The sequence below is a fragment of the Bacillus sp. 3255 genome (assembly GCF_031456485.1).
Lineage (GTDB): Bacteria > Bacillota > Bacilli > Paenibacillales > NBRC-103111 > Paenibacillus_E.
This window is the reverse complement of record NZ_JAVDUS010000019.1, coordinates 87973-111076: the sequence shown is the minus strand read 5'-3', so window position 1 is coordinate 111076 and position 23104 is coordinate 87973. Positions and strand designations below refer to the sequence as shown.

The 23104-nt window shown below is 43.7% G+C and carries 11 protein-coding genes; 10 read left to right on the top strand and 1 reads right to left on the bottom strand.

Annotated features, from left to right (window positions below):
• Window positions 1-46 precede the first annotated feature (46 nt).
• From J2X61_RS26070 to J2X61_RS26040, 7 genes are all read left to right on the top strand, one after another.
• Window positions 47-835 (top strand): WecB/TagA/CpsF family glycosyltransferase, encoded by a 789-nt coding sequence (locus J2X61_RS26070; RefSeq protein WP_310192006.1) that lies wholly within the window; start codon window positions 47-49, stop codon window positions 833-835.
• A 131-nt stretch (window positions 836-966) separates the two neighbouring features.
• Window positions 967-2076: a glycosyltransferase family 4 protein gene (locus J2X61_RS26065; protein WP_310192004.1), complete on the top strand. Its 1110-nt coding sequence runs from the start codon at window positions 967-969 to the stop codon at window positions 2074-2076.
• Window positions 2077-2337: 261 nt separating this feature from the next.
• Window positions 2338-6246, top strand: coding sequence for an S-layer homology domain-containing protein (locus J2X61_RS26060; RefSeq protein ID WP_310192002.1), 3909 nt, complete (start codon window positions 2338-2340; stop codon window positions 6244-6246).
• Between the two features lie 234 nt (window positions 6247-6480).
• Window positions 6481-9588 carry an S-layer homology domain-containing protein gene (locus J2X61_RS26055; protein ID WP_310192000.1) on the top strand — a complete coding sequence of 1036 codons (3108 nt, stop codon included), beginning with the start codon at window positions 6481-6483 and terminating at the stop codon, window positions 9586-9588.
• Window positions 9589-9827: 239 nt separating this feature from the next.
• Window positions 9828-12809 carry an S-layer homology domain-containing protein gene (locus J2X61_RS26050; protein WP_310191999.1) on the top strand — a complete coding sequence of 994 codons (2982 nt, stop codon included), beginning with the start codon at window positions 9828-9830 and terminating at the stop codon, window positions 12807-12809.
• 230 nt (window positions 12810-13039) lie between these two features.
• Window positions 13040-16138: an S-layer homology domain-containing protein gene (locus J2X61_RS26045; RefSeq protein ID WP_310191996.1), complete on the top strand. Its 3099-nt coding sequence runs from the start codon at window positions 13040-13042 to the stop codon at window positions 16136-16138.
• Between the two features lie 386 nt (window positions 16139-16524).
• The gene (locus J2X61_RS26040) at window positions 16525-19665 is read left to right on the top strand and encodes an S-layer homology domain-containing protein (RefSeq protein ID WP_310191993.1); all 3141 of its coding nucleotides are present in this window, start codon (window positions 16525-16527) and stop codon (window positions 19663-19665) included.
• Between the two features lie 52 nt (window positions 19666-19717).
• Here J2X61_RS26040 and J2X61_RS26035 read toward each other — a convergent pair whose 3' ends face one another.
• Window positions 19718-20413: a stalk domain-containing protein gene (locus tag J2X61_RS26035; RefSeq protein WP_310191990.1), complete on the bottom strand. Its 696-nt coding sequence runs from the start codon at window positions 20411-20413 to the stop codon at window positions 19718-19720.
• A 103-nt stretch (window positions 20414-20516) separates the two neighbouring features.
• Between J2X61_RS26035 and J2X61_RS26030 the strand changes: the two genes are divergently transcribed.
• The 3 genes from J2X61_RS26030 to metK all read left to right on the top strand — a co-directional run bounded on the left by J2X61_RS26030 (window position 20517) and on the right by metK (window position 23040).
• Window positions 20517-21068, top strand: coding sequence for a hypothetical protein (locus J2X61_RS26030; RefSeq protein WP_310191986.1), 552 nt, complete (start codon window positions 20517-20519; stop codon window positions 21066-21068).
• Window positions 21069-21230: 162 nt separating this feature from the next.
• Window positions 21231-21503: an alpha/beta-type small acid-soluble spore protein gene (locus J2X61_RS26025; RefSeq protein WP_274472921.1), complete on the top strand. Its 273-nt coding sequence runs from the start codon at window positions 21231-21233 to the stop codon at window positions 21501-21503.
• 331 nt (window positions 21504-21834) lie between these two features.
• Window positions 21835-23040 (top strand): methionine adenosyltransferase, encoded by a 1206-nt coding sequence (metK, locus tag J2X61_RS26020; protein WP_274472922.1) that lies wholly within the window; start codon window positions 21835-21837, stop codon window positions 23038-23040.
• The last annotated feature ends 64 nt before the right edge of the window (window positions 23041-23104 follow it).

Here is a 23104-nt window from a genome sequence, read left to right as displayed (position 1 = left end):
AGCAACCAAAATTCGTTTTCCAACGTCATTTAAAGGAAGAGATATTATGAGCTCAACGACAACAACGACTCGTTCTGAGGCTGTACCGGCCCAAGCTGTGCCCAAAGTGCGCATTTATGGCGTGCCTGTTTCCAAGCTGAGCATGCGCGATACGGTCGCCTATCTGACGAAGGCTATTGAACAGAGACAGCCTCATCAAATCATCACCGCCAACCCCATTATGGTTATGGCTGGGCTGGATGATCCCGCTTATATGAGCATGATGCAGCGCGCGGAGCTTATCGTGCCTGACGGTACAGGCGTGGTCTGGGCCGCGGGTTATGTCGGCGAACCGGTTGCCGAGCGGGTGCCTGGCTACGATTTGCTGCATGAGCTGATGAAAGTCGGCGAACCGAAGGGCTGGAAGGTTTATCTGTTAGGAGCGTCCAACGAAGTGATTCAAGCGGCAGCCGATCGAATTCGTACGGCATATCCGGGAATTCAACTCGTAGGTGTGCGCGACGGTTATTTCACCGACGAACAGGACGCCGAGGTCATTCAATCCATCGTGGATGCGGCGCCGGATCTCCTCTTCGTAGGGCGAGCGGCGGCGAATCAGGAGCCTTGGATCGGCAAGTATAAGGATCAGCTAAGCGTTCCCGTTATGATGGGGGTTGGGGGAAGTTTTGATGTACTTTCGGGCAAACTAAAGAGGGCACCTGTTTTATTCCAAAAACTGCGTCTTGAATGGTTCTACCGCCTGTTACAGGAGCCGTGGAGATACAAGAGAATGCTGTTACTCCCCAAATTCGCGATGAAAGTGATGCGCGACAAAGAGAAAGTCACAAAACCGTGAAAATTTTTATGAAAACTGGCTGAAAACGGTCATTTCAGACAAATTTAGCAGTAGTATTTGTGAACAAATGGGAGTATAATTCTCTTCGGCGGATCACCTGCCACCAAGACAAGAGGAGCTGTGAAGAAGACATGTATGGATTATATGCGATTGGGTTCATCGCCGCTTGCGTTATCGCAGTGCTGCTGACACCCCTGGTCAAAAAATTTGCCTTCTGGGTAGGAGCTGTAGATGCCCCGAATCATCGAAAAGTGCATACCCGCATTATGCCGCGTCTTGGAGGCTTAGCCATTTTCCTTGCATTCGTCGGGGCGTATTTCGTCATCTCTCCAGCACTTGATGCTATTAACTCCAATGCAGCCTATGGTTTGCTGCTCGGCGGGCTGGTCATTGTCATCACGGGGGCCCTGGATGATCGGTTTCAACTTTCTCCCAAATGGAAGCTGCTCGGACAGCTTATTGCGGCGTGCATCGTCGTTTCCTTTGGACTCAAGATCGATCTCGTGAACATACCATTCGGAGAGACGAACCTGCCGATCGGCTGGTTAAGTATTCCGATTACGATATTGTGGATCGTTGGCGTATCCAATGCGATTAACCTGATTGACGGGCTTGACGGTCTGTCCGCGGGCGTATCCGGTATTGCGACCACTACGATTCTTGTTCTAGCGCTTATGATGGGTAATGTAACTGTTGTTCTACTGGCTGTGATTTTGCTAGGAAGCATCGTTGGCTTCATGTTCTACAACTTCCATCCGGCCAAAATTTTCATGGGCGACTCGGGGGCATTGTTCCTGGGCTTCGCATTGGCAACACTTTCGATCCTCGGCTTCAAACAAGCGGCCGTTGTATCTCTGCTCATTCCGATCATGATTCTTGGCGTGCCGTTATCCGATACCTTCTTCGCGATTATGCGGCGCTATGTGAATAAATTGCCGATCTCGGCACCGGACAAAAGCCATCTGCACCACTGCTTGCTGCAGCTCGGCTTCTCCCATCGTACAAGCGTGCTGATCATTTATGGAATTGCCGCTGTCTTCGGCGGAAGCGCGGTCGTCTGCTCAGTCTTCATCTCGCAAGACTCGACCTGGGGATTGATTATGATCATCGTCGCCCTATTCCTCGTCATGCTCGTGGGAGCGGAGGCTATTGGGATCATCAGCAAGAGCCGTAAGCCGGTCTTGAACTTCTTGCAGAGGCTTGTCCGCAAGCCTGTACAGAGCGACCGGATGGGTAAATAATATTTATATGCACTTATGAGATAGTCATTTCATTGACGAAATCCAACCTTCGGGTTGGATTTTTTATTTTTTGCCATTTTGTGAATTTATTTTCTTTCCCTAAACATTTGACGACTTTCGACCGATAAGAAAGGTACGAGAACTTTTGGCCTTTTGCCGCGTCTAACCATGTAGAAGTTTAGCAGGATTTGGGAGGAGATGTCGAAAGGCTGCGATTAGAAGGAAGAATGGCTGATAACATGACATAAGGAGGAACTAGCTTTGAAGACCAAGCAAAGAAACAAGTGGATCAGCATTAGCCTTATGGTTGCTATGCTGTTGGCTTTGTTACCGCCACTTACGGCTTCGGCCGCGCCCGTTTTGAATATTACTAATCTGTACGTACATACGGACCCGAATCCGTCGGATCCTCCGGCAACGGAATTTAAAGATTCGTCTGTACAGCGATTTACGACGAACCCTATAACGCTAAGTGTTGATATCAATGGTATTCCGAAAGAACAAGTTTCAGAGATTTATTATGAAATTACGAATGTCACGACAGGCATTACAACGCCTAATCGTACGAATCGTCCGGTTCTAAATGCGGACAACAACAATCAAATTACTTTTCAAAATGTAGAGCTGACAGAAGGCTTAAACCGAATCGTAATTAAATTCGAAAGTACTTCTAGTATCCCATCCTTGCCGGGCTGGGCATATTTCACACCGGTTTCTAACATCACGAATTTGATGATTAACGATGATGTTCTGACTGACGGCGGCATGTTTCCGACTTCAGGGCCTTATACGAATGTGAATATTACGGGAAATGCGAATAACGCTTACCAAGTAAACGCAATCGTTAATGGCACCACATATGAAGCTTCAAACTTTTATAATGGCATTTTTACGTTCCTTACGAATACAGGCCGAGTAACGGATATTGCCCTCAAGCCAGGGGATAACCAAATTCAGTTTATTTCGAAGAATCCAACGAACTACTATACGACTAGCAGACAATTTAAGTATGATAACGGATTAGGTTTTGCTTATAACGGTGCTGTACGCTTCATGGGTGAAGCCGCAAGTGCCGATAAGAAGCTGATTACCGAACCTACACTAGAGAGCGCAACCAGCAAAGATATTACATTTACGGCTGATATTAAAAATAGCAAAGGCAACATAACGGCGAGTGTGCTTGATTATGTGTATGCTGAAGTTAGCGTTGCCGGTGCTGCAAGCTTCCGCTATACATTCGCTGATGGAAGCATCAGCAATGTGGTTGGTACGCTTTCGGGCGGAGGAGCCATTACACCTGTCATTACTCAAACCGCCAATACGTCGAAATATAACACTTACCATGTTTCTGTCGATATGCCATTGTCGTTGAGCGCTACAGCTCAACAAATCGAAGTTAAGCTTGTGACGACATCCGGTTATTCTAATACGCCAACGTCATATATCTTTAACTATACGAACCCAAATCTTCCTTATTTAAATAACGTTGCTCAAGAATTTAATCCGAGCGGCGGACCGCAGTTTGAAGTGGTTTTAAGTGAACAAGGATCAAGCCAGATCAATGAGTTCCCAGCCAAACTTAACATCTACACGAATGCAAATACCGGCTTTGTCAATGTTAATATTCCCGGGTTCACTGGTAATGGCGATTATACAGTCGCGCAAACTGCACCATCTAGCGGTATCTACAAAGCAACAGTAGATTTGCATGATCTTACAGACGGCTTGACCACAATGACAATTATTCCGAAAGATGGTTCAGGAGCGCTGAACAATGCTGGCAAAAAGGTTTATTCGCTCAATATCTCCGGTGCGCCTTATGTCATTGTTAACAATTTATATAACGGTAAAGTTGTAAAAAGCAAAGGGGAATTAACCTGCGGCGCGGTTGGCGGTCCATGTATTACAGGTAAAATCGTTAACCTTCCTCCGGCCAATTATCCGCTTGTGAAGCTCTCTATTAATGATGTTGATATTCCGTTAAGCAAGACGACGGCTCCAACCGGCTCTTTAATTGATGCCAATGGTAATTTTACAATCACTGAGACTGCATTGAACGCACTATTCGGCGGCACCGCATCCGGAACTGCATTTACGACGTTGTTTGATGCGGATGGCAAAAAGACAATTAAGTTCTCACTTTATTTGAAGCCAGGTACAGAAGAAATTTTAGTTACACAGTCCAACTATGATGTGTTTGTCCTGAGTGACTATGCACCGATTATTGAGAAGCTGATCCCGCATATTAATTTGACGCCTTCAACTGACGGTGATACGGCAGGATCTTATTTAACTTCTTCTAGCGTACTTCAACTAACAGGAACGTTGCGAAATGCAGAGTTGAATACGGAAGCTATTCTGTATCTTAGGAAAGCTCCTTCAGGCGCTAGCATGACGCCTCCGACTTTAGTAGCTAACGGAGGAAAGCAAGAAGTTTCTGTTGATGGCAAGTCTTATAAGCTTGATTTCGGTACAACGACATACACCATGGACCAGTATGGTGATTATGTATTTGAAATTGTTGCAAAGAATAACTCCGGTCGTACCACTAGTAAAATGATTACCATTACTAAGCAGCCTGTTAGTTATGTGCTTCTGCAGCCGAATAATTTTGTGAAAAATGCTGACAAGATTGATCAGGCTAACGTAAACACGAACTTCCAGACGGTTATCATTCAAGCAGATGGCGCTGATACTGTTATGTTCGGTAAAGTAGAAGCAATCCAAACAGAGCCAGGGAAGTTCAGATACGATGCGGCAAATTTAAAAGCTGGTAAAAACACAATAAGCTTCGAGATTACTCGCGGCCCTAATAAAGTAAAAGGCACCTTCATCTTAATGAATCAAAACACACCTATTGAAGGTGCGCAGTATAGAACGACATTATCGTCCAAAATGAGCGTGTTTAACGGGGATCTTCAACTGACGTTCCCGAAAGACACCAAATTAATGCGTAATGACAGAACAGCTTCTGAGCAGTTTATCACAGCAGATCGTAAGTTAGTATTCGGTATTGCCAATCAAGATGATGGGCGTGTGGATAAAGCATCCGAGACAGCGCTTGTGGGGACTAGATTCCTACAAGAGCCTACAGGGCGATTCAGACCTGCAAGCAAACTATTCTGGGTTGATGCAGGGGAAGTCGATCTTTCTGCCGCTGATACGAATGATTCATTGAAGGCAGCACTACAGGGAAGCGGCAATCTTCCGATTCCGTCAAACCCTGGTCCAGGGGAGAAGAATTTCTTCTCACGCTATATCAAAAGCATTATGATCCCAACACAGCATGGTACGTTAACTTTGAAATATGATTCCGATATCAGAAATGATTCATGGAAATACGTTACTGTTTATCAGTATGGAACATTCCTTGATCCAAGCGGCAGCGGCAATCAGTATGTAGGCTGGAAAAATATTGGTGGTGTTGTCGATGCGAAATCTCACACGATCAAAGTACCCGTGGAAACATTCGGTTATTTCCAAGTTATGTACATGGATAACAGCTTTAACGACGTGACTTCCCATGATTGGGCGCGTGATTATTTGGATGTGTTGTACTCCAAAGGTGTTATGAATAACAAAACAACGGGTCAATTCCTTCCGAACGATGCAATCACTCGTGGTGAATTTGTAACTCTATTGGTCAAAGGATTCGATATACCTCTTATCAACGATGATACCTCGTACCATACGAATGATCCGACGAATCCGAACTTCCAAGGAACATTCGCAGACGTTCGTAGAGGGTTAGGGATGCCGAATAGCAGCAGTCTGTTCGACTTTATGCATATTGAAGCTGGAGCCAGAACAGGTATCGTCCGCGGTAACTCTAATGGATTATTCCTACCTAATAACTCTATTAGTCGAGAAGATGCGGCTGTCATGATTGCTCGTGCTGCTAATATGAAAGTAAGCAGTGATATTAATAAATCCATGGCAAACCTCAAGAAACAGTTTACCGATTCGGATGACTCGATTATGAGCACATACGCAATGCCTTCAATCGAAGCTGTTGTTAAAGCTGGGTATATGGACGGCATTAAAAATGTCCCGGTCGAAGGTCAAAAGAAAGATACGTTTAGCTTTGATCCAAAAGGTAATATGACGAGAGCACAGGCGTCAGCTATTGTGTATCGCGTTATGCAACAAAGCGGCAAATTACCTAAATAATACTGCGACGAAGACTGTATCCGAATCTATCGGATGCAGTCTTTTTCTCATTCTTGCGAATTGGAAATTTCTTATCAATGAAATAATGTATACACTCACGTATACTTATTCATGTAGACGAGGTGATAGACGCGTAGCTACACGGATCATCTAGCAAGATGGTTCGAATGTCGTCCCGTTGGTTATAAGTTTTTATAACAAAAAACTTAAAATATTAGGAGGAAACAAACCTTTATGAAGAAAACTCTTTCCGTAGTGCTGACATCTGCTATGGCTCTTTCTATGTTTTCATCTTTAGCCTTTGCTGCGAAATCTTCTGCAGATTTCACAGATTTGAAAGACCTGGATGCCGCTACAAAAGCAAAATTCGATGCAATGATCTCCGCGGGTATCTTCGATGGCGTATCGGAAACAACATTTGGCCTGAAAGAAGAAATGAACCGTGCGCAATTCGCAAAAGTTGCAGCTCTGATCATGGGTCTTGACGTAAACAAAGACCTGCAAACATCCAGCTTCTCCGATGTTAGTGTAACCGACGCAGCGAACGGCTATGCACTTCCTTACATCGAAGCTTTGAAAACAGCTGGTGTGACTGACGGTTATGCGGAAGGTCAATATAACCCTGCTGGTAAAGTAACGAAAGAACAACTGGCAACCTTCTTGGTTCGTGTACTTGGCCAAGACGAAGCAGCTAAAGGCAAAACAGGCACAGACACAACCGTTTCCGGCTGGGCACAAGGCTATGTAGCTATGGCGCTTGAGTTGAAACTTCTTTCCAATAACGAAGACGGCACTTTCGGCGGCCAAGCGAACGCAACGCGTGACCTTCTGCTGACAGGTGCTTATGAAGCGAAACAACAATACGTACCGGCTGGTAAAGTATCTGTAACTGGCGCGAAAGCAACAGGCGCTCAACAAGTAACGGTAACATTTAACAAACCGGTTGACACTGAAAAAGCACAACTGACATTGAAAAAAGGTACAGCTGCAGTTGCAACAACAGTTAAATTCGCTGATGACAAGAAATCCGCGGTACTGACTCTGTCTGATGTGAAAGTTAGCAAAGGCGAGTACACGGTAACAGTTTCCGGTTTGGATGCAGCAACCGTTGAGAAAACATCCGCTACTTTCACAGGTGAAGATGAAGTGCTGAAAAGCATTGACTTCGTAAATGCTGGCGACACGCTTGCGTATGCCGACAAAACGATCGTGAAAGTTAAAGCTTCCAACCAATACGGTGAGAATGCAACAACAAACGCTGGTTCTTACAACGTGTACACATCCGCTGCAACTTTTACGAAAATCACGAAAGATACAGACGGTACATTGCTTATCACATTGGATACAGCTAACGAAAGCACAACGCAAGGCGTATCTGTAATTCCAGTAACTATCGTAAACAACGACAGCCACATCACAGCTACAAAGAACTTCAAGCTGGGTACACAACCGATCTTGACGAAGCTTGAGCTTGGTGCAGCTCGTTACTCCGTAGGTACAGCACTGAATGGCAAAGGCGAGAACGTGAAGTTCGACCTGAACCTGTTTGACCAATACGGCGGTACGATTTCTTATGATTCCTTGATGAACGCGAAAGTGTACAGCAAAGACGATTCCAACACAACGAAATTGTTCGGTGACACAACCGTGATCTGGAATGACTACATTGCTGCTGGCGATGTGAAAACCGAAGTTGAAGATAACGGAAACGATATCCCGCAAGTGAAAATCTCATTGTTGAACGATGTAGACAAAGCTGGCGACTACAACTTCACGGTGTTCAACCAAGCGGCAACAGCAACAGGCAAAATCTCGATCCAATCTTCCAAAGTTGCGAACAAAGTTGAAATCGGCGAGTTGAACGATGTCATCGCGGCTGGCGACAAAGATGTTTATGTGCCAATCGTCGCTTATGATGCAGCTGGCAACCAATTGAGCATGGATGATCTGACAAGCGACCAAAACATTGATCGTATCAAAGTCAACGTATCCGGTGTTGAAGGTCAATCGACAGCTTCAATCCTGGATTCCGGCGAGCACAGAGGTTCCATCAAATTGGGCCAAATCAGCAACAACACGAAGGGTGCTGTATCGGTAACAGCGATCATCGCAACTGCAAATGCAAGCAGCACAGCGACAAAAACATTCACGGTAGCTGACGCTCGTGTACCTGATCACTTCAAAGTGGTAACAGACCCTGCGAAAGCGATCGTTAAAGGCGGTACTTCGGCGATTGAGCTTGCGGTTGTTGACCAATACGGCAAAGTGCTTGACGATGCTAACTTCACCGACAACCAAGGCAACAACGCGCCGACTTATACAAAAGATGTAAACAACAAGTACCAAGTGAAAGTGGATGTAAAAACGTATGATGCCGATGGCGAAGTAACAACAAACGATGCGACGATCGGTCTGAAAGATCCAAGCAACAAAGTAATTACTTCTGCGATCTTCGGTAAAGAAGAAACAGCTGGCGACTTCGAAGCATTCAACGATGAGTTCACGTTCTACACAACAGGAGAAGCTGGTGAAGGTGCAAAAGCTGATTACACAGCAACTATCACGAAAAACGGCACAGAAATCTCTAAGTTGACAAGAACCATCACTGTAGCAAAAGCAACGGACGACCTGACTTACGCTGTGAACGCTGTTCCAACCCTGTTCAACCTGACAGATAGCGGTACAGTTGTCGACACAACGTATGGCGATGGTCAAACAGCTCTAGCTAGCGACCTGAAAGATGTAACGAAATCGCAAGTATTTGCACGTGAAGTGAAATTGACTGCGAAGAACGCTTCTGGCGACACTGTGAAGCTTCCAGCAGGCACAATCCAAAGCATCACAACATCCAACAACGCAGTTGCAAAAGTAGCGCTTGTGGGTGGCAAAGCTTACGTGCTGGGTAACAAAACAGGTACAGCGACACTGAACATTTCTTACAAAACAGTCAAAGGTGAAATCAAAACAGCAACGGTTGCGGTAACAACGAAGAATGATGCAATGTCCGTTGACAAAGTGGCTGCTGACAGCACGATGACAATCCAAGATACTGGCGCTAACGCATTCATGGCACCAGATCTGATTGTGACTGACAACTACGGTGTCGAGTATGAGCAAGAAGATGCACAATTGGCTAACGGTGTACTGGGCGTTACCTTCTCTGCAAGCAACTTCTCCTCGAACATTAAGAGCGTAGTGATCGATGCTCAAGGTAACATCAAAGTAGAAAGAATCGCTGATAAAGATGGCAACTTGCAAGATGCAGCATTCGATCTGACTATCACTTCTCCAAGCGGTAAATCCGACGTTGTCGCGGTTACTGTAGCAAGTGCTAAAAACTAATCTCTTTAAATAAAAGAAGGCCAATCGGCCTTCTTTTATTTTTTGATTAGGTCGAACCATGAACCGACATGGAAAATACTTATCAATGATTTCGTCAACGAATAATAGTATACTCATTTTGTAGCCGAGATGATATACGAAACGATATACGAAATCGGCATTAGTGATTCATCTGCTGCCCCGCTGGTTATAAGTTTTTATAACAAAAACTTTCAAATAATAGGAGGAAACAAACCCTTATGAAGAAAACTCTTTCCGTAGTACTGACATCAGCTATGGCTCTTTCTATGTTTTCATCTCTAGCATTTGCTGCGAAATCTTCCGCAGATTTCACAGATTTGAAAGACCTAGATTCAGCTACAAAAGCGAAATTCGATGCAATGATCTCCGCTGGTATTTTTGACGGTGTATCGGAAACTACATTTGGTCTGAAAGACGAAATGAACCGTGCACAATTCGCAAAAGTTGCGGCTCTGATCATGGGTCTTGACGTAAACAAAGACCTGCAAACATCCAGCTTCTCCGATGTTAGTGTAACCGACGCAGCTAACGGCTATGCACTTCCTTACATCGAAGCTTTGAAAACAGCTGGTGTGACTGACGGTTATGCTGAAGGTCAATATAACCCTGCTGGTAAAGTAACGAAAGAACAACTGGCAACATTCTTGGTTCGTGTACTTGGCCAAGACGAAGCAGCTAAAGGCAAAACAGGCACAGACAAAACAGTTTCCGGCTGGGCACAAGGCTATGTAGCTATGGCGCTTGAGTTGAAACTTCTTTCTAACAACGAAGATGGCACTTTCGGCGGCCAAGCGAACGCAACGCGTGATCTTCTGCTGACAGGTGCATATGAAGCGAAACAACAATACGTACCGGCTGGTAAAGTATCTGTAACTGGCGCGAAAGCAACAGGCGTTCAAAAAGTTGAAGTAACTTTCAACAAACCAGTTGATACAGAGAAAGCGGCATTGTCCTTGAAAAAAGGTTCAGCTGAAGTTGCTACAACAACTGCATTCGCGGCTGACAAAAAATCCGCAGTGATTACATTGACTGATGCAAGAATTAGCAATGGCGAGTACACAGTAAGCATGAGCGGCCTGGATGCAGCTGCAGTTGATAAAACAACGGCAACATTCAAAGGCGAAGATGAAGTTCTGAAAAGCATTGACTTCGTAAATGCTGGTGATACAGTTGCTTATGCTGATAAAGTCATTGTTAAAGCAAAAGCTGTAAACCAATATGGTGAAGCTGCTTCTACAAATGCAGGTTCTTACGACGTTTACACATCTGCTGCTACCTTCACCAAATTAACAAAAGATACTGACGGCACTTTGTTGATCACTTTGGATACCAAAGTTGATGGTCAAACAACGCAAGGTGTATCTGTTATTCCTGTGACGATCGTGAACAACGACAGCCACATTACCGTAACGAAAAACTTTAAATTGGGTACACAACCAATTCTTACAAAGCTTGAGCTTGGTGAAGCACGTTATTCCGTAGGTACAGCTTTGAATGGTAAAGGCGAGAACGTTAAATACGATTTGAATCTGTATGATCAATACGGTTCTGTAATGTCTTATGAAATGTTGAACAGCGAAAACAAACTTAAAGATACAAGCTTGGTTTGGAACGACTATCTGGCAAGTGAAGATGTTAGCTATGTAGTAGAAGACAATGGAAATGACATTCCACAAGTGAAGATCTCCTTGTTGAAAGACGTTGATAAGTCCGGAGACTTCGGCTTTACCGTATTTAACCAAGCAGCAACAGCGACTGGTAAAGTAAGTATTCAATCTGCTAAAGTAGCGACGAAAATTGAAATTGGCGAAATGAACGATGTGATTGCATCTGGCGACACGGAAGTTTATGTACCAGTTATCGGTTATGACGCAAAAGGCAATCAATTGAGCGCTGCTGACCTGGCAAGCGATGCGAACGTAGATCGTATTAACGTATCGATTTCTGGAGCAACTGGCAGCAACAAAATCGTAGCATCCGGTGAACACAAAGGTATGATTAAACTGGACACGATTGAAGCTGGTTCCAAAGGAGCTGTTTCCGTAACAGCAGTTATCGCTACAGCAAATGCAAACAGCACTGCAACTAAAACTTACACTGTTCACGATGCGCGTATTGCGGACCACTTGAAAGAGGTAACAGTGCCGGCGAAGAATGTAGTTGCTGGAGCAACTTCTGATTTTGAATTCAACGTGATCGATCAATATGGTCAAGTATTGGATGATTCCAACTATGTAAATGACAATGGTTCTGTTGTTGATTCCGCAACTGGCAACACAAAATACAAAGTGGTTGCAACTGCAGTAACTTATGATGCAGCTGGCAAAGTAATTGATAATGCTACTGCTCATGTTGTTATGCCGAATGACGATGTTTTGACAACAAGCACTTATGAAAAAGGTACTAACGATTTCAAAGCTTTCAACGATGAGTTCACATTCGAAACAACGAAAGAAGCTAAAGAAGGAACTTATGTGAAATTCACAGCTCAAATCTTCAAAGGTGAGCAAGAGATTTCTAAAGTTGAAAGAACTTTGACAGTTGTTGGTGAAGATGCAGACTTGACTTACAGCGTAGGAACTGTAGCTCCATTGTTCAACGCTATGGATAGCGATGTAGTGAAGGACAGTGAGTTGGATGTTGCTACAAGTAAGCTTGCCCGCGAAGTTAAAATCAGCGCGAAGAACGCTGCAGGGGAAGCTGTTGAACTTCCAGCTGTCATCACGCAAATCACTTCTTCCAACACAAGCGTAGCGCAAGTGGCAATGGGAACTGGTAAAGATGCAGGTAAAGGTTTCGTGCTTGGTAACAAAGAAGGCACAGCAACACTGAATGTGACTTACCAAACAGTTGACGGTAGTACAAAACAAGCAAGTGTTCCTGTAACAGTGAAAAGCGACATGGTTGCTGTAGACAAGCTGGAAGCAGGAGAAACAGAAGCAACGATTGGTGCAACTGGATCCAATGCTTATGCAGTTGCAGACCTGACTGTAACTGATAACTATGGCGTTGAGTACGACAAAGGTGAAGCTCCGGCTTACAACTATTTGCTGGGTCTGACATTCTCTACAGACAACGTTAAAGGTAAAGTAGAGATTGGTAGCGATGGCACGATCAAAGCAGATAGCGGTTCGACATTTGATCTGATCATTACTTCGCCAAATGGCAAGTCGGTTGTAACATCGGTAATCGTGAAGTAATTATTTAATAGAGAAGACCCTTCGGGGTCTTCTTTTTTATATGGATCTAACTGTCCACTTGGAAAATACTTATCAATGAATTAAAAATGAGTTGATAGTATACTAATTCATGTAGCCGAGGTGATAGACGCGGAGCTACACGAATCACCTGCGAGTTGGTTCGAAGTCGTCCCGTTGGTTATAAGTTTTTATAACAAAAAACTTAAAATATTAGGAGGAAACAAACCTTTATGAAGAAAACTCTTTCCGTAGTGCTGACATCTGCTATGGCTCTTTCTATGTTTTCATCTTTAGCCTTTGCTGCGAAATCTTCCACAGATTTCACAGATTTGAAAGACCTGGATGCCGCTACAAAAGCAAAATTCGATGCAATGATCTCAGCGGGTATCTTCGATGGCGTATCGGAAACAACATTTGGCCTGAAAGAAGAAATGAACCGTGCGCAATTCGCAAAAGTTGCGGCTTTGATCATGGGTCTTGACGTAAACAAAGACCTGCAAACATCCAGCTTCTCCGATGTTAGTGTAACCGACGCAGCGAACGGCTATGCACTTCCTTACATCGAAGCTCTGAAAACTGCGGGTGTGACTGACGGCTATGCAGAAGGTCAATACAACCCTGCTGGCAAAGTAACAAAAGAACAACTGGCGACATTCTTGGTTCGCGTACTTGGCCAAGACGAAGCAGCTAAAGGCAAAACAGGCACAGACACAACCGTTTCCGGCTGGGCACAAGGCTATGTAGCTATGGCGCTTGAGTTGAAACTTCTTTCCAATAACGAAGACGGCACTTTCGGCGGCCAAGCGAACGCAACGCGTGACCTTCTGCTGACAGGTGCTTATGAAGCGAAACAACAATACGTACCGGCTGGTAAAGTATCCATGACTGGTGCGAAAGCAACAGGCGCTCAACAAGTAACAGTAACATTCAACAAACCGGTTGACACTGAAAAAGCTCAATTGACATTGAAAAAAGGTACAACGGAAGTTGCTACAACAGCTAAATTCGCTGATGACAAGAAATCCGCGGTACTGACGCTGTCTGATGTTAAAGTTAGCAAAGGCGAGTACACGGTAACAGTTTCCGGTTTGGATGCAGCAACCGTTGAGAAAACATCCGCTACTTTCACAGGTGAAGATGAAGTGCTGAAAAGCATTGACTTCGTAAATGCTGGGGACACGCTTGCGTATGCTGACAAAACGATCGTAAAAGTGAAAGCTTCCAACCAATACGGTGAGAATGCAACAACTAACGCTGGTTCTTACAACGTGTACACATCCGCTGCAACTTTCACGAAAATCACGAAAGATACCGATGGTACGTTGTTGATCACATTGGATACAGCTAACGAAAGCACAACGCAAGGTGTATCTGTAATTCCAGTAACTATTGTGAACAACGACAGCCACATCACAGCTACAAAGAACTTCAAGTTGGGTACACAACCGATCTTGACGAAGCTTGAGCTTGGTGCAGCTCGTTACTCCGTAGGTACAGCACTGAATGGCAAAGGCGAGAACGTGAAGTTCGACCTGAACCTGTTTGACCAATACGGCGGTACGATTTCTTATGATTCTTTGATGAACGCGAAAGTATACAGCAAAGATGATTCCAACACAACGAAATTGTTCGGCCAAACAACCGTGATCTGGAATGACTACATTGCTGCTGACGATGTGAAAACTGAAGTTGAAGATAACGGAAACGATATCCCGCAAGTGAAAATCTCGTTGTTGAACGACGTAGACAAAGCTGGCGACTACAACTTCACGGTATTCAACCAAGCGGCAACAGCAACAGGCAAAATCTCGATCCAATCTTCCAAAGTTGCGAACAAAGTTGAAATCGGCGAGCTGAACGATGTTATCGCGGCTGGCGACAAAGATGTTTATGTGCCAATCGTCGCTTATGATGCAGCTGGCAACCAATTGAGCATGGATGATCTGACAAGCGACCAAAACATCGAACGTATCAAAGTCAACGTATCCGGTGTTGAAGGTCAATCGACAGCAACAATCCTGAATTCCGGCGAGCACAGAGGTTCCATCAAATTGGGCCAAATCAATAACAACACGAAGGGTGCTGTATCGGTAACAGCGATCATCGCAACTGCGAATGCAAGCAGCACAGCGACAAAAACATTCACGGTAGCTGATGCTCGTGTACCTGATCACTTCAAAGTAGTAACTGATCCAGCGAAAGCGATTGTTGCAGGCGGTACTTCAGCGATTGAGCTTGCGGTTGTTGACCAATACGGCAAAGTGCTTGACGATGCTAACTTCACCGACAACCAAGGCAACAACGCTCCAACTTATACAAAAGATGTAAACAATAAGTACCAAGTGAAAGTGGATGTAAAAACGTATGATGCCGATGGCAATGCGATCAACAATGACACGATCGGTCTGCAACAAGGTGACAATGCGATCACTTCTGCAATCTTCGGTAAAGGCGAAACAGCTGGTGACTTCGAAGCATTCAATGATGAGTTCACGTTCTACACAACAGGGGAAGCTGGTGAAGGTGCAAAAGCTGATTACACAGCAACCATCACGAAAAACGGCACAGAGATCTCCAAGTTGACAAGAACGATCACCGTAGCAAAAGCAACTGACGACCTGACGTACGCGGTGAACGCTGTTCCTACCCTGTTCAACCTGACAGATAGCGGTACAGTTGTCGATACAACGTATGGCGATGGTCAAACAGCTCTAGCTAGCGACTTGAAAGATGTAACGAGATCCCAAGTATTTGCTCGTGAAGTCAAATTGACTGCGAAAAACGCTTCTGGCGACACTGTGAAGCTTCCAACAGGTACAATCCAAAGCATCACAACATCCAACAACGCAGTTGCAAAAGTAGCGCTTGTGGGTGGCAAAGCTTACGTGCTGGGTAACAAAACAGGTACAGCGACACTGAACATTTCTTACAGAACGGTCAAAGGTGAAATCAAAACAGCAACGGTTGCGGTAACAACGAAGAACGATGCGATGTCCGTTGACAAAGTAGCTGCTGACAGCACGATGACAATCCAAGATACTGGCGCTAACGCATTCATCGCACCAGATCTGATTGTGACAGACAACTACGGTGTTGAGTATGAGCAAGAAGATGCACAATTGGCTAACGGCGTACTGGGCGTTACCTTCTCTGCAAGCAACTTCTCCTCGAACATTAAGAGCGTAGTGATCGATGCTCAAGGTAACATCAAAGTAGAAAGAATCGCTGATAAAGATGGCAACTTACAAGATGCAGCATTCGATCTGACTATCACTTCTCCAAGCGGTAAATCCGACGTTGTTGCGGTTACTGTAGCAAGTGCTAAATAATTAACTTTCCTTAAAAAAAGAAGGCCATTAGGCCTTCTTTTTTTGTTTTACAAATGTACTATACGCGTAAGCACATGTAGTTATAATGATACTCTAGGGCTCAATTAGATAAATTGAAAAAAAAGAAAAACTTTTTTCGATTAAGCGCAACTTTTTCGAACCCACTGCGTTTAATACTTTGAAAAGAAAGAAATAATAAAAAGTTAACCAAAAGTTAAGGCAACAAAATAACTCTTTACGACGCTATTCGACCAATGTATAATGTAAATTGGTGTGGGCGTCCATATTCCTACTAAAGTTTACTAGTTTCTAATGTAGCCACTAGAGCGCTACACGCGAACTTAGTTATATTATGCTCTAACTCTGGAAAGGGGGTGAACCAAACAATGAGTGATATGAGCTCAGATATTGTTAAATTCAACCTAAAAAATAAAACCAAAGATATTCAAGGAGGAGAAAAAAAGGTTATGAAGAAAAGTTTATCCGTAGTTCTTTCTACAGCAATGGCATTATCCATGTTTTCTTCCGTAGCATTCGGTAAAACATCCGCTGACTTCACAGATCTTAAAGATCTTGACGCAGCTACAAAAGCAAAATTTGATGCAATGATCTCTGCAGGTATTTTTGACGGAGTGACTGACACTACATTTGGTCTGAAAGACGAAATGAACCGTGCTCAATTCGCAAAAGTTGCAGCTTTGATCACTGGCATCGAAGTTAACAAAGATCTTAAAACTTCCAGCTTCTCCGATGTTAAAGTTGACGACGCAGCTAATGGCTACGCGCTTCCTTACATCGAAGCTTTGAAATCCGCTGGTATCACTGACGGCTATGCTGAAGGTCAATACAACCCAGCTGGTAAAGTAACAAAAGAGCAATTGGCAACTTTCTTGGTTCGCGTACTGGGTAAAGATGCTGAGGCAAAAGCAAAAACTGGCGACGACAAATCCGTTTCCGACTGGGCACAAGGTTATGTAGCTCTTGCTCTTGAGCTGAAACTTCTTGCTAACGGAACTGATGGCACTTTCGGTGGTCAAGCTAACGCAACTCGTGATCTTCTTCTGACTGGTGCATACGAAGCAAAACAACAATACGTACCAGCTGGTAAAGTATCCGTAACTGGCGCTAAAGCAACAGGAGCTCAACAAGTAACTGTTACTTTCAACAAAGCAGTTGATACTGAAAAAGCGAAACTGACTTTGAAAAAAGGTACAGCTGAAGTAGCTACAACTGTTAAATTTGCTGACGACAAAAAATCCGCAGTTCTGACACTGACTGATGTTAAAGTTAGCAAAGGCGACTACACAGTAACTGTATCCGGTTTGGATGAAGCTACTGTTGACAAAACTTCCGCTACATTCACTGGCGAAGACGAAGTTCTTACAAAAATCGATTTCTTGAACGCTGGCGACACAATCGCTTACGCTGACAAAACAATCGTTAAAGTAAAAGCTTCCAACCAATACGGTGAGAATGCTACAACTAACGCTGGATCCTACAACGTTTACACATCTGCTGCATCTTTCACAAAAATCACTAAAGATACTGACGGTACTTTGTTGATCACTTTGGATACAGCGAATGAAAACACAACTCAAGGCGTATCTGTAATTCCAGTAACTATCGTTAACAACGATAGCCACATTACAGCTACTAAAAACTTCAAGCTTGGTACACAACCAATCCTGACTAAACTTGAGCTTGGTGCAGCTCGTTACTCCGTAGGTGATTCCTTGAACGGTAAAGGCGAGAACGTTAAGTTCGATCTTAACCTGTTCGACCAATACGGCGGTACAATTTCCTACGATTCCCTGATCAATGCTAAAGTATACAGCAAAGACAATACTAGCAATTCAAAATTGTTTGGAGAAACAACTATCATCTGGAATGACTACATTTCTACAGATGATGTGAAAACAGAATTCGAAGACAATGGAAATGACATCCCACAAGTTAAGATTTCTTTGAAAAATGATCTTGACAAAGCTGGCGACTACAACTTCACTGTGTTCAACCAAGCAGCTACAGCTACAGGCAAAATCACAATCAAATCTTCTAAAGTTGCTAACAAAGTTGAAATCGGCGAGCTTAACGATGTAATCGCTGCTGGCGACAAAGATGTATACATTCCAATCGTTGCTTATGATGCAGCTGGTAACCAACTTAGCGTTGATGACTTGACTAGCGATCAAAACATCGAGCGTATTAAAGTCAACGTTTCTGGTGTTGATGGTCAATCCACGGCAACAATTCTTGAATCCGGCGAGCACAGAGGAAGCATCAAGCTGAACAAAATCGGCAGCAATGCTAAAGGTGCTGTTTCCGTAACTGCAATTATTGCAACAGCTAATGCAAGCAGCACTTCGACTAAAACATTCACAGTTGCTGACGCTCGTGTACCTGACCACTTCAAAGTTGTAACTGATCCTGCGAAAGCAGCAGTTCCAGGTGGTACAGCTGCAGTAGAACTTGCAGTTATCGACCAATATGGTAAAACACTTGATGATGCTCACTTCACAGATAGCCAAGGTAACGATGTGGCTAGCGGTGGTAACAAATATCAAGTAACTGTAAGTGTTGTAACTTATAATAAAGATGGCAACGTAACAACAAACGATGCTACTATCGGTTTGAAAAACCCTGCTGATACTGCATTCACTTCTGCAGTTTATGGTAAAGGTGAAGCTGCTGGTGACTTCGAGAAATTCAATGATGAATTCACATTGTTCACTACAGGAGCTGCTGTTGGTGGTTCGAGAGCTGAATACTCAGCGATTATCACTAAAAACGGAACTGAGATCTCCAAGCTGACTAGAACATTCACTGTAGCTAAAGCTGAAGATGATCTGACTTACTCCGTGAACGCTGTTCCTACATTGTTTAACCTGAGTGATAGTGGTACAGTTGTTACTACAACTTACGCAGCTGGACAGTCCATCTCTGCAGATGAACTTAAAGATGTAACTAAGAGCCAAGTATTCGCACGTGAAGTAAAACTTTCCGCTAAGAATGCTGCTGGCGACACAGTTAAGCTTCCAGCTTACACAATTCAAAGCATTACTACTTCCAACAACGCTGTTGCTAAAGTATTCTTGAACCCAGCTAACGGTAAAGCATACGTTCTTGGTAACAAAGTAGGTACTGCTACATTGAACGTATCTTACAAAACTGTTAAAGGCGAAGTTAAGCAAGCAACAGTTGCTGTAACATCTAAAAACGATGCATTGGCAGTAGACAAAGTTGAAGCTGAAAGCAAAATGACAATCGGTACAACTGGCGGAAATGCATTCATCAATACTAAGCTGAAAGTTACTGACAACTACGGTAAAGAGTACGAAAAAGATGTTGCTCAAAAAGCTAACGGCGTATTGGGTGTAACATTCTCTGCAAGCAACTACTCTTCCACTATTTCTAAAGTTGAAATCACATCTTATGGTGATATCACAGTAACTGGTACTGGTGCTTTTGATCTGACAATTACATCTCCTAACGGTAAATCGGATGTAGTTGCAGTAACAGTTAACTAATCCCTAAAATTAGCTTAACGATCAATAAAAAGAAGGCCTAACGGCCTTCTTTTTATTTTTCCCTATATGTAGTATGCACATATTTATTGGTATTTATAATGTTCTTTTGACTGTTTTCAATACTATTGAACAAACTGATTTGTAGGCTACTATTAATCTGCGTATCGTTCTTACGAGTCAACCAAAGCTTGAATAATTCTTTCGTTTGCCCGACAGTATCAAGGACTTTGGATTGGCTGGCAAGTATCTCATTGATGCCAGTTTCCGCACCATATTGTTTATAAACGGCAGTAGCGAACTCTAATGATTTATTGTACTCATCTGTCAGCTCTAGATAATCACGATCAAGTAAATCTTTAAGATTAGGTACTTGGTCTAAGTCCATGTATTGCTGTAGCTTACTTGCATACATATAAATTTGCATGTCCGTATCGCTTAACCATTTATAAGCATTAATTATAGATGTGTCTTTTTTATCACTTTGAGCTTGATCTCTCTTTATAGAAACATTCACACTATAAGTCGAATCATCCCAAGCGACTTCAGTCCCTAACTGCTTCAACATATAAATCGGAACCATTGTCCTACCCTTATAATTGATAGCGGGTACATCTTCAACCGCAAGTTCGCTTCCATTACTCCTTACGCTTACGATTGGGTTACCTTCGAAATCTCCACGGATCGAGGAAGCGTTGACGTTGCTTGTAATAAAGAATAAAATCATAGTGGTTGTTAGTAGCTTTTTCATAGAATCACTCCGTTTGCTAAATTATTTAATTGAAAATAATTCGACAAAAGAAGTAAGATATCCTTTTATTTTACAGATGATTAAGACAGGAGAGTTAATAACGATGAATAGGAAACAAATGATTTTGACAACAGGCTGTGCGATTGTACTACTATCCTCATCAATTTCAGTCTCCCAGGCCGAAGCTCCAGCACCGGGCTCGTCCACCGATCCGGTGATCACGAAGAGCTACTTCGATCAGAACACTTTAAGCGAAGCAAAGGTGAAGGAATTAATCGCCTCTGCGATCGCTGCCAACCCTGGCGGAAACCAGGGTGGCAGCGGGAGTAACGGAGGCGGGGGTACGATAACGCCAGTAGGCATGAAAGTTGTCCAATTGAAAAATGGACAAACGTTATATGCCGGAGCTGGCGCCGAATTTATCGTGCGAACCGGCCGTGTACTAGCGGTGAGCAACGATGACAATGGCATCCCGGATGTAACGGGAGGCAAAGATCTTGCAGCGGGGACCGAGGTCGCGCTGAATCATCTTTTGATTTTTCCCGCTGAAGGACGCGGTATTAAGCCATCGCCAAAGAACACAGCTGACATCTTTGTCATGGTACGCGGCAGCTATTTACTCACGAATGCAGACGGAAGTCAGGTTGCAGAATAATTTTTTAGCAATCCCTCTGCTCCATAATTTTACCCTTACTGACAACTTCTTATCCGGTTTGGGCATAGCATTTTAGCCATACTATAGGTGTACCCAAGGTCGACTGCTTAAAGAGTATCGTTCGTTATGTTATTAACAACAACTTTAAGGAGGCGTTTAGCAATGGCTAGAAACAATAACAAAGTGGTCCCTGAATCTAAAAAAGCTCTTGATGTCCTTAAATACGAGATTGCTGCTGAATTGGGACTGCCCGTGGGAAAACATATGTCGATGAATGCTGACACGGAATTCGCGACAGAGTTGGGCTCTATCCCTTCTTCCTCTATGAAAGAAGACTATTGGGGTCATATCTCGTCCAGAGATGCAGGTGCAGTCGGAGGGACTATCACGAAAAGGCTGATTCAACGGGCTGAAGAAGCTTTATTTTCTCTCTAAGTTTTTGTAATAATTCATAATTTCTTCACGATTACTTTCATTGACACTAGACGACAAATAAAGTAAGATAACTAATTGAAGGTCAATGATTTAATTAAACCTTTTCCAATCGGGAAAGGTTCATTTTTTTGTTTGTATTCATTGATTGTTTTGCTTGGAATTTATACTTACCCGTGCGGAATTCGAAGATCTTGTCAGCGCATGAGCGCAAAAGAGGGATTCCGCTTGGCGTGAAAAGCTGACGCTAAAGCCGGGCCCACTTTTTTTCATAATAGAGGCATCGAGTAGAAGCTTTTCAAACATACTAAATGGTATTAGGAGGATGAATGATATGGCGCAAGTACGCGGACGTCGTTTATTTACATCCGAATCCGTAACAGAAGGTCATCCAGATAAAATTTGTGACCAAATTTCTGACTCGGTATTGGATGCGTTTTTGGCTAATGATCCAAATGCTCGTGTAGCATGTGAAGTGTCTGTAGCAACAGGTTTGGTTTTGGTAATCGGTGAGATTACTTCCAGCTCTGAGTATGTAGACATTCAAGCTATCGCTAGACAAACAATCAAAGAAATTGGGTACACACGTGCGAAATTTGGTTTTGACCACCAAACATGTGCGGTTCTCGTCTCTTTGAATGAACAATCCCCTGACATTGCTCAAGGCGTGAACAGAGCGCTTGAAGCTAGAGAAGGCTCGATGTCTGAAGAGGAAATCGAAGCAATCGGTGCCGGCGACCAAGGTCTTATGTTCGGATTCGCGGTTAACGAAACACCTGAGCTTATGCCGCTTCCAATTTCAATCTCTCACCAATTGGCTCGTCGTTTGACAGAGGTTCGCAAAAATGGGACTCTTCCATACCTGCGTCCTGATGGTAAAACTCAAGTAACTGTTGAGTATATCGATGATAAACCAGTACGTGTTGACGCTATTGTCGTTTCTACACAGCATGGTGAAGAAGTTACTTTGGAGCAAATCCAAAAGGATATCAAAGAGCATGTTATCACTCCTATCGTTCCAGCGCATTTGTTGGACGAGAAAACTAATTATTTCATTAACCCGACTGGCCGTTTCGTAATTGGCGGACCGCAAGGGGATGCAGGTTTGACAGGCCGTAAAATCATCGTTGATACGTATGGCGGTTATGCACGTCATGGCGGCGGGGCATTCTCCGGTAAGGATCCAACAAAAGTTGACCGTTCCGGTGCTTATGCAGCACGTTATGTTGCGAAAAACATCGTAGCGGCTGGGCTTGCGGACAAATGTGAAGTTCAATTGGCATATGCAATTGGTGTTGCTCGTCCGGTTTCCATTGCCGTGGATACTTTTGGTACAGCAAAAGTTAGTGAAGAGAAGCTCGTTGAGCTCATTCACAAAAACTTTGACCTGCGTCCAGCAGGCATCATTAAAGAGCTTGATCTGCGTCGTCCGATCTACCGTCAAACTGCAGCTTACGGTCATTTTGGCCGTAATGATCTGGATGTTCCTTGGGAGCGCACAGACAAAGCTGAAGCTTTGAAAGCTCAAGCATTAGTTTAACATATAGCAAAGTCGTCCAATTCGGACGGCTTTTTTCATTCCAGTAAAAGGGAACATATGTTTG

Bases quoted from the DNA above. Each gene is read 5' to 3' on its own strand.
- J2X61_RS26070 (WP_310192006.1), top strand. From the start codon at position 47: ATGAGCTCAACGACAACAACGACTCGTTCTGAGGCTGTACCGGCCCAA.
- J2X61_RS26065 (WP_310192004.1), top strand. From the start codon at position 967: ATGTATGGATTATATGCGATTGGGTTCATCGCCGCTTGCGTTATCGCA.
- J2X61_RS26055 (WP_310192000.1), top strand. From the start codon at position 6,481: ATGAAGAAAACTCTTTCCGTAGTGCTGACATCTGCTATGGCTCTTTCT.
- J2X61_RS26050 (WP_310191999.1), top strand. From the start codon at position 9,828: ATGAAGAAAACTCTTTCCGTAGTACTGACATCAGCTATGGCTCTTTCT.
- J2X61_RS26045 (WP_310191996.1), top strand. From the start codon at position 13,040: ATGAAGAAAACTCTTTCCGTAGTGCTGACATCTGCTATGGCTCTTTCT.
- J2X61_RS26040 (WP_310191993.1), top strand. From the start codon at position 16,525: ATGAGTGATATGAGCTCAGATATTGTTAAATTCAACCTAAAAAATAAA.
- J2X61_RS26035 (WP_310191990.1), bottom strand. From the start codon at position 20,413: ATGAAAAAGCTACTAACAACCACTATGATTTTATTCTTTATTACAAGC.
- J2X61_RS26030 (WP_310191986.1), top strand. From the start codon at position 20,517: ATGAATAGGAAACAAATGATTTTGACAACAGGCTGTGCGATTGTACTA.
- J2X61_RS26025 (WP_274472921.1), top strand. From the start codon at position 21,231: ATGGCTAGAAACAATAACAAAGTGGTCCCTGAATCTAAAAAAGCTCTT.
- metK (WP_274472922.1), top strand. From the start codon at position 21,835: ATGGCGCAAGTACGCGGACGTCGTTTATTTACATCCGAATCCGTAACA.